A 12,389-nucleotide genomic window follows, 5' to 3' on the forward strand; every position below is an offset into this window, starting at 1 on the left:
CCGGCCGGAGGCCGGTCAGTGCTGCGCGGCGGGCGTCTCCTCGCGCATCGCCCACGGCGAGCCGTACGCGGTGAGCAGGTCCAGGAAGGGCTTCGGCGGCAGCGCCTCGGGGCCGAGCACGCCGGCGCCGGACCAGGCGCCGCCGGCGAGGAGTTCGAGCGCCACCACGGGGTTGACGGCGGTCTGCCAGACCACGGCCTGGGAGCCGTACTCGCGCATCGACCAGGTGTTGTCGACCACGTGGTAGAGGTACACCTGCCGGGGGCGGCCGTCCTTGGTGCCGCGGACCCAGGTGCCCGCGCAGGTCTTCCCGTGCATCCGGTCCCCGAGGGTGGCCGGGTCGGGCAGGCAGGCGGCCACCACGTCGCGCGGCGAGACCCCGACCGGGCCGGCGGCGCTGCCGACGGTGACCGGGTCGGTGGCGGCCAGGCCCAGCCGGTGCAGGGTCTTGAGCACCTCGATGAAGTCCTGGCCGAGACCGTACTTGAAGGTCACCCGGCGGGCGCCGACCCAGCGGGGGATCAGCAGCACCTCCTCGTGCTCCACGTTGACGCACTCGACCGGCCCGATCCCGTCCGGGAAGTCGAACACCTCCGGCTCGCTGAACGGCTCGGTGGTGTACCAGCCGCGCCCGGACTCGAAGACGACCGGCGGGTTCAGGCACTCCTCGATGGTCGTCCAGATGCTGAACGAGGGCGCGAAGTCGTAGCCGTCGACGGTCAGGTCGGCGCCGTCCCGGACGCCGATCTCCTCGATGTCGTCGAAGAGTTCGTCGGCGGCGTAGCGGGCGAAGACGTCGGAGAGCCCCGGCTCGACGCCCATCCCGCACAGCGCCAGCCGGCCGGCCTCCTCCCAGGCGCGGGCCCGGGCGAACTGCTCGTCGCCGAGCTTGACCCCGCACTCCTGGTAGGGCCGCTCGGGGTGCGGCCGGGACAGCGACATCGCCATGTCGAGGTAGTGCGCCCCGCCCGCCAGGGCCGCCTCGAACAGCGGCAGCACGAAGCGCGGGTCGGTGGCGTTGAACAGCACGTCGCAGCGGTGCTCGGCGAGCAGCGCGGTGACGGCGGCGGGGTTGGAGGCGTCCACGGCGGCGGCCCGGAAGCGCTCTCCGCCCGGGCTGCCGGCGAGTCCGGCGACGGCGGCCTCGGCCCGCGCCGGGTCGTAGTCGGCGACCACGAACTCCTCGAAGAACGGGCGGCGGACGGCGATCCGGGCGGCGGCCGTGCCGACCCCGCCCGCACCGACCAGCAGGATCCTCATCGCGGCCTCACGGGGCGTCGACCGGGTCGGCGGCACTGACCGGGACGTCCGGGTGCCGGAACCAGGGCCCGTCGACCGCCCACTGGATCAGCATCAGCACCACGCCGAGCAGCAGCGCACCGATGCCGATCACGGTGACCCCGCCGGTCTCGCCGAAGATCGGCAGGTCGATCGAGGTGGAGCCGTAGTCGGGGTTGGCGTAGACGTCGAAGGCGCCGTAGCAGAAGAAGTAGAGCAGCATCAGGCCGCCGAGCAGCGGCAGCAGGCCCTTGAAGATGAAGTCCCGCGCGCTCCTGGTGAGCACCTTGCGGTAGTACCAGACGCAGGCGAAGCCGGTCAGGCCGTAGTAGAACGCGATGGCCAGGCCCACCGAGGCGATCGAGTCGGCCAGCACGTTGCCGCTGATCGCGGTGAGCAGCACGTAGAACGCGATGGAGGCGATGCCCATGCCGACGGTGGACCAGGTCGGGGTGAGGTGGCGGTGGTGCACCCGGGCGAACTGCCGGGGGATGGCCTTGTGCGCGGCCATCGAGAAGGTGGTCCGGGCGGTCGGCAGGATGGTGGTCTGGGTGGAGGCCGCGGAGGAGGTCAGCACCATGAAGATCAGCAGCTTGGTGAGGAACCAGCCGAACCCGACGCTGCCGAAGACGGCGCCGCCGAGCGAGGACAGCACGTCCCCGGAGTTGTCCTCGTTGCCCAGTCCGATGCCCTCCGTTCCGATGCCCGCGAAGGCCTGTGCCGAGGTGGCGACCAGCGCGTAGATGAGCAGCAGCAGGACGGTGGAGATGACGGCGGCCCGGCCCGGTGTGCGCTCGGCGTCGGCGGTCTCCTCGTTCACCGAGACGGCCGTGTCCCAGCCCCAGTAGATGAAGACGGCGGCCAGCACGCCCGCGGTGAAGGCGGTGGAGGAGGACACCTCGAACGGGTTGAACCAGGACCCGTCGATGTGGATCGCGGTGGACGGCGGGCTGTCCCCGTACACCTTGACCAGGGCGGTGACGGAGAGCAGCACCAGCATCACGACCTCGATGCACAGCAGCCAGCGCTGCAGGGCGGCCGAGATCTCGATGCCGACGTAGCAGATCGCCGTCATCACGATGATCCACACCACGCCCGCCACGGTGGTCCACGCCGTGCTCTCGGCCAGTCCGTCGAAGCCGAACAGCCGGAAGCCGTAGACACCGGCGATCTGGGCCAGGTTCGCCATCACGATGATGTCGGCGACCACGATGCCCCAGCCGCCCATCCACCCGGTGCGCGGCCCGAAGGCCCGCGCGCCCCAGGTGAAGGTGGTGCCGCAGTCCGGGTCGGAGGCGTTGAGCTCCTTGTAGGCGTACGCGATCAGCAGCATCGGGATGAACGCCAGAATGGTGATGATCGGCGCCTGGAGGCCGACCCCGACGACGATGATGCCGAGGGTCGCGGCCAGGCTGTACGCGGGAGCGGTGGAGGCCAGTCCGATGGCCACCGAGGAGACCAGGCCGAGGGCGCCGGTCTTCAGCCCCTTCTCGCCGGCCCGGGAGCTGACCACCGTGGGTGCGGCGGGCGGCGGCGGAGTGTGTTCCCCGGGGGGACCGTGCATCGTTCCCTACCCCCTGATCCTGTGCGCAGAGGTGCTGACGGGCTCAACCACCTCAGCGTACGCCGGGGAGCGGGCCCTTTCCTGCGGGCTGCGCGCCGGGCCGGGTCCCCCCGGTCGCAGTTGACCGCCGGTTAGGGGCCCGCCGGGCTCCGCGGGGCCGGTACCACGGGCCTGGAACGGGCTGGTGATGCGGGCGGCACCGGGAGTGACGGAGGCCGCCGTCCGGGTGAGACGGGAGGTCCGGGGTGCGCGTCGCGGACCTCCCGTCAGCTCGGCCGGGCCGCCGCCGGGTTCGCCCGGCCCCGTGGCAGCGGGGGCCGGGCGGCGGTCGGCGGCGGCCGTCGGGGCCGGGCGGCGTCAGCCGGCGATGCCGCAGTACTGCTGCTGCTTGCCGATCACCCGGTACATGCAGTCGGCGGTCTCCACGAGCCTCAGGACGGCCTCCCGGTTGCGGCTGGTCTCCCGGCCGATCACCTCGTCGGGCGGGTAGAAGCCGCTGCTGCCGTTCGGGCCCGGGTACATCTCGAAGGTGTAGGCGAAGACCCGGTGGACGCCCCACAGCCAGTCGTCGATGGACCCGTCGGTGATGTACAGGTCGCTGGACTGCTCGGGGGTGTAGCCGTTGGTGCCGGCCATGGTGCGGCCGAGGGTGGCGAAGGTGTTGTACTCGTCCGCCGTCATGCCGGTGGTGGTGTTGGCGGTGGTCCAGCCGAACGGCCAGAGCACCAGCTGGCTGTAGGTGTGGAAGTCGATCGCGGCGGTGATCTGCTGCTTGCCGCCGACCACCCGGCTGCGGACGAAGTCGGCGACCACCTTGGTCTCCTTGGCCGACTCCGGCGCGCTGCCCCGGTAGGTCTCGCTGGAGGTGGAGCCGGACGAGCCGCCGCAGCAGCCGAACTTGTAGTTCCAGTTGCGGTTGAGGTCGGTGCCGACGCTGCCGCTGCCCGCGTTGGGCTGGCGGTCCTTGCGCCAGCTGCGGTAGCGGCCGGTCGCGATGTCGTACTCGCCGCCGTCCGGGTTGAGGTCGGGCACCACCCAGATCTCCCGGCTGTTCACCGCCGCCGCGATCCGGCTGTCGGTGGCGTACTTGTCGCCGAACTCGTGCAGCAGGTACAGCGCCATCTCGACGGTGAGGTGCTCGCGGGCGTGCTGGTGGGCGGTGAACAGCACCTCGGGCTCGTTCTCGTCGGTGCCGACGTTGTCGCTGATCTTCACGGCGACGATCGCCCGGCCCTCGTACGAGGTGCCGATGACGCGCTTGCTCATGATGTCGGGGTGCGCGGCGACCACGGCGTCGATGTCCGCGGTGGCCTCGGCGTAGTTGTGGTAGCCGGAGTCGGCCGACGGGAAGTCGGCCGGCGTGTCGACGGCCTGCGGGCTGCCGTCGGCGCCGTCCGCGCGCCCGGGCAGCGGCGCGAGGTCCCAGCCGAGCGCCCGTACCCGGGCGGCCTCGGCCGGGGTGGCGGTGAGGACGACGGAGGTGGTGCGGACGGCGTCGACGGAGGCACCGGTGGCGGCGATCGCGGACCGGTCGGCGACGGTGGCGGGGCCCTCGGCGACGTACTGCCGGGCGGTGTCGGCCGCGACGGCGGCGCTGTCGGGGCCCACGGGGTGCGCGGAGGCCTGGTTGCCGAGCGGGGACGCGAGGGCGAGGGCCAGCAGCACGGCGGTGGCCGCGGCGGGCTTCCCTCGGCGGGGCAGTCGCATGACTGTCCTCCTGTGGGGGTCCGTAGGGGACGGAACGGGGGAGGAGCTGCGGCGCGCGCCAGCATGATGGTCCGTCAATGTCATGGTTGCGTCAAGAGTGTGGTGCCAAGGCGGCGGGAGGGAGGCCGCCCGGCGGTGTGACACCGGATCAGTGCGTGGGCCCCAGGGCGGCGTACACCAGCGACAGCGTGCCCATCGACACCAGCGTGGACGACAGCACCGAGTCCCGGGCCACCGCCGTGCTCAGCCCGTACTCGCGGGCGTAGACGAAGGCGTTCTGGGCGGTCGGCAGGGCGGAGCAGAGCACCACCGCCAGCAGCTGATGCCGCGGCAGGTCCAGCAGCAGGCCCCCGACGGCCAGCGCGGTCAGCGGCTGCACCAGGGTCTTCAGGACGACGGCCACGCCGACCTCGGCGCGCCCGCCCGGGACCGGGGCGCCGCGGCCGTGCAGCGACATCCCGAGCGTGATGAGCGCGGTCGGGACGGCGGCCGCCCCCAGCAGCTCGACGGGGCGGGCCAGCGCGGTCGGCACCCCCAGGCCCGCGGCCGAGACCAGGGCGCCCAGCGCCGAGGCCATGATGATCGGGTTGCGCACCGGAAGCATCAGCATCCGGCCGGCCGTGCCCGCACCCCGGCCCCGGCCGGTCCCCGCGTCCAGCAGGGCCAGGATCACCGGCGAGACCAACAGCACCTGGAACAGCAGGATCTGGGCCACGAACGAGGCGTCACCGAGCACCTGCACGGCCACCGGGATGCCCAGGTTGGCCGAGTTGACGTAGCCGGCCGCCATCCCGCTGATCGCCCGGTCGGCGGGCCGGCGGTGGAACAGCCGGCGCCCGGCCAGGAAGCCCAGCCCGGTGGCCAGGACCGTCCCGGCGGCGAACGCCAGCATCGCGGTGTTCGCGAAGGCGTCCAGCCGTGCGCCCGCCAGCATCGTGAACAGTGCGGCGGGCATCGCCACGTGGAACACGAACCGGCCGAGCACCGCCTCGGCCTGCTCGCCCAGCAGTCCCGTCCGCGCCACCAGGTAGCCGACCGCGGTGAGCACCCAGATCGGGGCGAAACCGGACAGCAGCGACTGCATGGAACCTCGGTCTGGATCGTCGGGCACGGGCCGCGGGCGCCAGTCTGCCAGGGCCGCCGCCGGCCGCCGGCGGCGGGGCCGCCCGCCCGTGCGTCCCCGAACGCACCCCGACGCACCGCGGGCGGTCCCGGTGGGTGCCGGGCACCCACCGGGACCGCCCGGGAACGGCGGCCGAGCCGGTGGCTCAGGGCAGGTTGAGCACCTGGCCGGGACGGATCAGGTCGGGGTTGGTGCCGACCGTCGGGTTCTGCGCGTACAGCCCCTTCCAGCCGCCCAGCGTCAGCGAGTCGGAGATGGTGGAGAGGGTGTCGCCGGGCGCGACGGTGTAGGTGTTCGGCGGGGCCGGCTCGGCGACGGCGGCGGTCACCGCTGCGGCCCGGGTGGTCGGCGCGGACGCCGCGGTCGTGTCCTGGGCGGCGGTCGGCGTGCCGCTGGGGGAGGCGCCGGGCACCGGAAGGTCGGCGCCGGGCGAGGCGGTGCCGGTGGGGGCCGTGCCGGTCGGCGCGGGGGTGACGGGGGTGGTCGCCGTGGGGTCCCCGGGGGCCGGGGTGGCCGGCGGGGTGACACCGGGCTGCGGCACGATGGTCGGCTGGTCGGTCGGCAGCCCGCTGGGCTGGCCGGTCGGCAGGCCCGACGGCTGGTCGGTCGGCAGGGCGCCCGGCAGGGTCCCCGGAAGGTCGGTGGAGATCTGCGGGGAGGCGCCCGGCTGCGCCGGAGCGGTGGTCGCGTCGGGGGTGGTGGTCGGCGTGAAGTACTGCGGCACGGCCGCGCCGTCGCCGCGGACCCGGGGACCGGTGTCCGGCGTGGTCTCGGTCGGCGCGGGGGCCGGGGTGGCCGTCTGCGCGGGCAGCCCGGCGGCGGGGCCGCAGGTGGGCCACAGGCTCGGGCCGTGGCCGGCCAGCAGCCGCTCGGCGACGATGACCTGCTGCTCGGGCGTGGCGTGGTCGGGCTGCGAGGCGAACTCGTCGCCGCCGTACGCCACCCAGGTCCGCAACGTGAGTCCGAGGCCCCCGTAGTGTCCGGTGCCGGGATCGCCGTTCCAGTCCGCGCCGGTCTGGCACTGGGCGACCGTCTGCCAGGTGTCGGCCGTGGCGGCGTGTGCGCCGGTCGCGGTCAGCAACGGAAGCGCGAGACCGACACCCGCCACGCCGGCGGCCGCCACGGCCCGGTCGGCCTGGGTGGGACGGCGGTGACGCCCGGAACCCGAAAAGACCATTCAGTCATCCCTCTCCGCACGCCTGCGAGGTGAGCTGTCGGGTTCGGACCGGGAGGTGGCCCGGCCGCGCCGGGCGCGGCTTCACCCCAAGCCGAGGGGGATCGGCGGAAAAACCTGGGTCCCCCGCCCCTGCCCAGGGTCTTTCGATCGTCCCGTGGCGCGGTGGGCAGGGTTGGGCGTGCCGCGTTCCGGGCGCCCGCAGCAGCGGGCTGCTCGGGAGATTAGAGGGATCCACGCCTCAATAACAAGCCTGCATACTGAGCATCACACAATCATCACGACACCCCCGACCGGCGGCCCGTCAACCCCCCCTCCGCCCCGGCCGGGACCGGCGGTCCCGAGACCCCGGAGGTTCGACGGCGCACGGCCCCCGGCACGTCTGCGACCAGCGCTCGAAGGCGCTCCCGGGTCCCCCGGCCGACGGCCGGCCCGCACCCGGCCCGCCCGCCTCTCCGGGGATTTCGACGCCCTCCGGCCGAACCGCCGACCCCCTCCGCCACGTCTTGTCCGGTGTGGGACCAGCTCGACAGCTCGACCAGGGAGGCCGCCCATGTCCGTACAGTCGATCACCGGGGCGCCGACCGCCACGGCCCGGCGCCGGCCGGCCCGCGTCGGTGTGCTGCCCGGGCTGGAGGCCGCGGGCTGCCGCCAGGTGGACCCGGACCTCTTCTTCGGGGCGCGCCGGCAGGACACCGGGCCCCGGGTGGAGGCGGCCAAGGAGGTCTGCCGGCACTGCCCGGTGCGCGAGGCCTGCCTGCGCAGCGCGCTGGTGCACGAAGAGCGGGACGGTGTCTGGGGTGGGCTCACCCCGGCCGAACGGCGGAGGTTCGGCCGTCAGCTGGGCGACCTGATCGACCTGGGCGAGCAGGCCTCGCGCCGCTCCGACGCCGAGCTGATGGCGATCGGCCGCGAGCAGCGCCGGGCCCGCCCCGGTGTCGTCCTGCTCCTCACCGACCGGGGTTGGACGCAGGCCCAGCTCGCCTCCGCGCTGGGCGTGGAGCCGGCCGCCGTCCGTACCGCCCGGATCACCGCCGAGCGGATCGTCGCCCACTGCCGGGCCGTCGGCCTGCGGGCTCCGACCTGGGCCCGGGTGGTCGTCCCCGTGGGATAGCACCCGGGACGGCGGTCAGTCCTCGTGGCCGGCCAGCCGGGCGCCGTGCTCGGCCTCGTCCGCCCGGACGTCGCCGGGGGAGTCGGTGACCAGCCGCCAGCGGCTCGCCCGCCCGTCCGGACCGGTCAGTGCTCCCCGCCGCAGCCCGGCGCCGATCCGGGCCCGGGCCTCGGCCTCGTCCGCCGGATCGGCCGCGAACAGCACCCGCACCCGGAGCCGGCTGCCGGCCGGCTCGGCCGAGGTGAAGTGCGGGGCGAGCGGGCACGGCGGTTCGTGCTCCCAACCGCCGCACAGCGCCACCGTCACGGCGGCCCCCGGCGCCCGCGGGTCGGCCCCCGGTTCCAGCTCGACCACCGCGTCATGGGCGAACACCCGGCGCACCGCTCCGGTGTCCGCCCGGCCGTGGGACGCGCCCGCCGGACTCACGGCGCCGTGAAGAAGGCGGGGAACGCGGGCGCGAGCCAGGGGCGGCGCCCCCAGGCGAGCAGGGCGCCGCGGGCGACGGCCTGGAGCGGGGAGCGACGCCCGAGGGCCATCAGGAAGAAGGTGACGGGCTCGGTGACGATCGTGCAGTCGGGCCGCCGCGGCGCCTGCTGATCGACCGTCACCGTGCCGTCGTCGACGGTGACTCCGAACAGGGTGCCGCCGCGCACGCCGATGGCGTAGCGGATGTGGCGACCGGCGGCGGCCCGGGCGTCGACCACGCGGGGCATGGCGGTGCGCAGGAACGGGAGCGACAGGTCGACGCGTTCGCGGTCGACCATGTGCGGCTGCCCGAGCGCCCGGGCCAGGTCGTAGCCGTGCCCGAGCATGTGGGTGAGCAGGTAGGAGGCCAGGGTCGGCAGGTCCATCGGCCCCAGCGGGGTGTCGAGGAGCCGGGCGCCGGGGCCGCCGGCGGCGGCCTCGGCGAAGTCGCGGGTGTGGCGGACGATCGCCTCCGCGAGGACGAGCGGGTCGCGTTCCGGGTCCGCGGCGAGCGACCCGGCGTTGGCCGCCGCGAGGCTCGCGGGGGTGCCGTCGCCGTACGGGCGGTCGAGGCCGCGAGCCAGGTCCGCCATCAGCCGGTTGGCCATCGCCAGGTGGGCGGCCGCCTCGCCCACGGACCACTCGGCGCCGGGTATCGGCGCCGCCGCGTCGGGCCTGGTCCGCAGGACCCGGGCGATGTCCTCGGCCGTGGCGAGGGTGGCCGCGATCAGTCGCGGACTGACGGCGGCGGCAACGGCGGGCTCGGTCATGGGGACGAAGCCTGGCCCACGACCGGCCGGGCTGTCCAGAGGTGTGCCGGGGGCCGCCGGCGGGTCAGTCGAACAGGTCCGGGTCCGAGGCGGTGATCTGGTCCCACAGCGGACGCGCCTGGAACCAGCCCGCCAGGTGGGTGCCGATCTGCCCGCGGGTGATCAGTGCGGTCTCCCGGTCGATCAGGTGCGGGGTGCCGGCGGCCATCGCCAGCAGCTGTGCCTGGCAGGAGCGTTCCATGGTGATGAACCACCAGACCGCCTCGGCGACCGAGTGCCCGACGGTGAGCAGGCCGTGGTTCTTGAGGATCACCGCCTTGTGGCTGCCGAGCGCGGTGGCGATCCGCTTCCCCTCCTCGGTCTCGTTGACGACACCGCGGTAGTCGCTGTGGATGCCGTGGTCCTCGAAGAAGGCGCAGGCGTCCTGGGTGATCGGGTCCAGCGGGATGCCGAGGCTGGAGAACGCCTTGCCGTGCAGCGAGTGGGAGTGCGCGGCGGCGACCGCGTCGGGGCGGGCGGCGTGCACCTGGGAGTGGATGACGAACGCGGCCCGGTTCACCGGCCGGCTGCCGTGCAGCAGGGTGCCCTCGTGGTCGACCAGGATCAGGTCCGAGGCCCTGATCTGCTGGAAGCTCATCCCGAACGGGTTCACCCAGAACCACTCGGGGTTCTCCGGGTCGCGCACCGTGATGTGCCCGGCCACCCCTTCGGAGAAGCCGAACCTGCCGAACAGCCGGAATCCGGCCGCGAGTTGCTCCTTGCGGTACTGCCGGTCGGCCTCGACCGACTCGAAGACCGGAGGCATCGGCAGGGTGACGCCCTCCGGGACGGGACCGACGGCGGCGGCCAGGGCGGCGGGCAGCGTGGTGCTCATGGCGGGGCTCCAGGAGTCGGCGGCGGTGCGGACAACCGAAAGATACAGCGGTGTATCGGATACGCCAATGGATCCGATGTGTATCGGTATCGTGAACGGTGTCGCCGCCCGTCCGACCGGGCCGCCCGGCCGAACAGGGAGTACCGATGCCCAAGGGCGTGACCAGACGCCGCCCGCGCACCCGCGCCGCACTGCTGCGGGCGGCGCTGGAGACCTTCGCCGAGCAGGGCTTCCGGGCGGCCTCGATCGAGCAGATCTGCGAGCGCGCGGGCTTCACCCGGGGCGCGTTCTACTCCAACTTCAGCAGCAAGGAGGAGCTCTTCCTCGCCCTCTTCGACGAGCACAGCGAGCGGATCGTCCGGCGGATCACCGAGCTGGTTGACTCGATCGCCACCGAGGACCTCACCCTCCAGGGCCTGGTCGAGGTCCTCTCCGACGTCGAACCCGCCGAACGCGACTGGTACCTCGTCACCACCGAGTTCACCCTGCACGCCATCCGCGACCCGCAGGCCGCCTGGGTGCTCGCGCGCCACGACGCGCGGCTGCGCGCGGAGATCGCCCGCTGCCTGCGCGAGCACCTCGACCGGGCCGGCCGCACCCTGACGGTCGACGCCGACGAGCTCGCCCGGCTGCTGATCGCCGTCCGCGAGGGCGGACTGGCCCAGAGCTACGTCGAGCCCGACGAACTCCCGCCCGGACAGCTCGAACGCCGCTTCCTCGCGATCCTGCTGACCGCGGTCAGCGCGGAGCGCACCGACGGCCGGCCCGGGCCGGGGTGACCGCGGCCGGGAGAGACCCCCTGCCGACGTCCGCGCGGCAGCCGGCTGCGCCCCATCGCGTCCGGCCGCGTCCGGGGACAACGAAAAATGCGAGCCGGGATCTCTCCCGACTCGCATCGTCCCTCACCGTGGATTCCGGTGAGTCATTCTGTGTCCGAGGGGGGACTTGAACCCCCACGCCCGATAAAGGGCACTAGCACCTCAAGCTAGCGCGTCTGCCATTCCGCCACCCGGACCGGGTGTGTTGCCCCGGGCTTCACTTTCGTTCGCCCCGTGGCGACAGAGAGAACAATACCAGGCCTGCGGAGCGCTTCTCACCTGCATATCTGCCGTCCGGCGGGGCCTTCGGGGGAGCCTTCCCCCGAATATGTGCAACAGCGACAAATCGGGGCACCGGCGAGGGGGCGCGACGGGGCGGCCGGAGTGCGCGCCGGGCGCGGAGCGGGGTGCGCCGGAGCGCGGGCCGGCACCGGGGTCGGGACGCCCGCGCCGGGCGGTGCGGTGGCGAGAAGCCGTCGCCGGGGTGAGCGGTCCCGCCGGATGGTCTTCACGATCGGTGGCAGGATCGGATCAAATCGTGCCCCTTGTCCTCAGAATCTGTCGGAAGAGTTCAGCACCCGCCTAGTTCCAGTCCTGGCTTCAGCCGCTGACAGCTGGTCTCCTAGCCTCTGTGGACCAAGGGAGCCTTGAGCGGAACGCCCGATTCCCGAGAGGCCGCCGGTGGCATTGGCTGCGGTCGGTGGCAGAGCCTCCCGTCACCGTGCGAAGGGCGGCTTGACCGTGGAACAGACCAGCGAGGCGACAGGGCCTTCGACCAGATCGGCCGAGGACGAGGATCCCCTCCCATCCGGCCGCACCCCGGCGGCCGGAGCGGGAGCCCGAGCCGTCCCGGTCACCGGGCGGCGGCCGGAGCCGGAGCCCCGCCCCGGGGTGTGGCGCTTCGCCGCGGCCACCAGCGAGGCCTCGGTGCCCCGGACCCGCCACGCGGTCCGTGACCGGCTGCTCGCCGAGGGCATGGCGGGGGAGCGCTACCAGGAGCTGATCGACGACCTGCTGCTGATCGTCTCGGAACTGGTCGGCAACGCCGTCACCCACGCCGCGGCCCTCTCGCCGCAGGTCACCACCGAGCTGAGGATCGACGGCTCGCACGTGCGGATCGCGGTCGAGGACGGTCACCCCTACCGGCCGAAGGCGCAGGAGAGCGACCTCGGCCGACTCGGCGGCCGCGGCCTGCTCCTGGTGAAGAGCATCACCTTGCAGGCCGGCGGGGTCTGCGACGTGGAACGGACCGAGCAGGGCGGCAAGGTCATCTGGGCCTCGCTCCCACTCCCGCTGCCGCCACACCCGCCGACGCCCGACGCCGCGCTGCCCCCGGCACCCGCCGGCCCGCCCGCGCAGGACCCGGACGTCCTGGACGGCGGCGCCTGTCCGGTGTGAGCTTTGGCCGGAAGCCGGAAGCCGGAAGCCGGAAGCCGGAAGCCGGAAGCCGGAAGCCGGAAGCCGGAAGCCGGAAGCCGGAAGCCGGAAGCCGGAAGCCGGAA

11 protein-coding genes, 1 tRNA gene and 1 riboswitch are annotated in these 12,389 nt (G+C 73.8%); of the genes, 3 read left to right on the top strand and 9 right to left on the bottom strand.

Annotation, left to right across the window (positions count from 1 at the left end):
• Positions 1-15: 15 nt before the first annotated feature.
• From ACIOFR_RS23530 to ACIOFR_RS23550, 5 genes are all read right to left on the bottom strand, one after another.
• Positions 16-1,260, bottom strand: a complete 1,245-nt coding sequence (locus ACIOFR_RS23530; protein WP_401000354.1) for a saccharopine dehydrogenase family protein — start codon at positions 1,258-1,260, stop codon at positions 16-18.
• 7 nt (positions 1,261-1,267) lie between these two features.
• Positions 1,268-2,842 carry an APC family permease gene (locus ACIOFR_RS23535; protein ID WP_401000356.1) on the bottom strand — a complete coding sequence of 525 codons (1,575 nt, stop codon included), beginning with the start codon at positions 2,840-2,842 and terminating at the stop codon, positions 1,268-1,270.
• A 357-nt stretch (positions 2,843-3,199) separates the two neighbouring features.
• Entirely contained in the window at positions 3,200-4,549 is a 1,350-nt protein-coding gene (locus tag ACIOFR_RS23540) for a M14 family metallopeptidase (RefSeq protein WP_401000358.1), read from the bottom strand.
• Positions 4,550-4,697: 148 nt separating this feature from the next.
• Positions 4,698-5,633, bottom strand: coding sequence for an AEC family transporter (locus tag ACIOFR_RS23545; RefSeq protein WP_401000360.1), 936 nt, complete (start codon positions 5,631-5,633; stop codon positions 4,698-4,700).
• Between the two features lie 184 nt (positions 5,634-5,817).
• Complete coding sequence (locus tag ACIOFR_RS23550) at positions 5,818-6,849, bottom strand: transglycosylase family protein (RefSeq protein ID WP_401000362.1); 1,032 nt, start codon at positions 6,847-6,849, stop codon at positions 5,818-5,820.
• A gap of 5 nt (positions 6,850-6,854) precedes the next feature.
• Positions 6,855-7,005, bottom strand: a riboswitch (cyclic di-AMP (ydaO/yuaA leader).
• A 394-nt stretch (positions 7,006-7,399) separates the two neighbouring features.
• Between ACIOFR_RS23550 and ACIOFR_RS23555 the strand changes: the two genes are divergently transcribed.
• On the top strand, positions 7,400-7,960 hold the full coding sequence (locus tag ACIOFR_RS23555; protein WP_401000364.1) for a WhiB family transcriptional regulator: 561 nt from the start codon (positions 7,400-7,402) through the stop codon (positions 7,958-7,960).
• A gap of 15 nt (positions 7,961-7,975) precedes the next feature.
• On the opposite strand, the gene ACIOFR_RS23560 is transcribed toward ACIOFR_RS23555, so the two are convergent.
• From ACIOFR_RS23560 to ACIOFR_RS23570, 3 genes are all read right to left on the bottom strand, one after another.
• Positions 7,976-8,332, bottom strand: a complete 357-nt coding sequence (locus tag ACIOFR_RS23560) for a hypothetical protein (protein ID WP_401000366.1) — start codon at positions 8,330-8,332, stop codon at positions 7,976-7,978.
• A 50-nt stretch (positions 8,333-8,382) separates the two neighbouring features.
• Positions 8,383-9,195, bottom strand: a complete 813-nt coding sequence (locus tag ACIOFR_RS23565) for a maleylpyruvate isomerase family mycothiol-dependent enzyme (protein WP_401000368.1) — start codon at positions 9,193-9,195, stop codon at positions 8,383-8,385.
• 64 nt (positions 9,196-9,259) lie between these two features.
• Positions 9,260-10,069, bottom strand: coding sequence for a class II aldolase/adducin family protein (locus ACIOFR_RS23570; protein ID WP_401000370.1), 810 nt, complete (start codon positions 10,067-10,069; stop codon positions 9,260-9,262).
• 146 nt (positions 10,070-10,215) lie between these two features.
• On the opposite strand from ACIOFR_RS23570, the gene ACIOFR_RS23575 reads away from it, so the two are divergent.
• Entirely contained in the window at positions 10,216-10,848 is a 633-nt protein-coding gene (locus tag ACIOFR_RS23575) for a TetR/AcrR family transcriptional regulator (RefSeq protein WP_401000372.1), read from the top strand.
• Between the two features lie 151 nt (positions 10,849-10,999).
• Here the strand turns inward: ACIOFR_RS23575 and ACIOFR_RS23580 are convergent.
• Positions 11,000-11,084 (bottom strand) — tRNA-Leu (locus ACIOFR_RS23580).
• Positions 11,085-11,778: 694 nt separating this feature from the next.
• Here ACIOFR_RS23580 and ACIOFR_RS23585 point away from each other — a divergent pair.
• Positions 11,779-12,285, top strand: coding sequence for an ATP-binding protein (locus ACIOFR_RS23585; RefSeq protein ID WP_401000374.1), 507 nt, complete (start codon positions 11,779-11,781; stop codon positions 12,283-12,285).
• Positions 12,286-12,389 lie beyond the last annotated feature (104 nt).

The sequence above is a fragment of the Kitasatospora sp. NPDC088346 genome (genome assembly GCF_044740765.1).
GTDB lineage: Bacteria > Actinomycetota > Actinomycetes > Streptomycetales > Streptomycetaceae > Kitasatospora.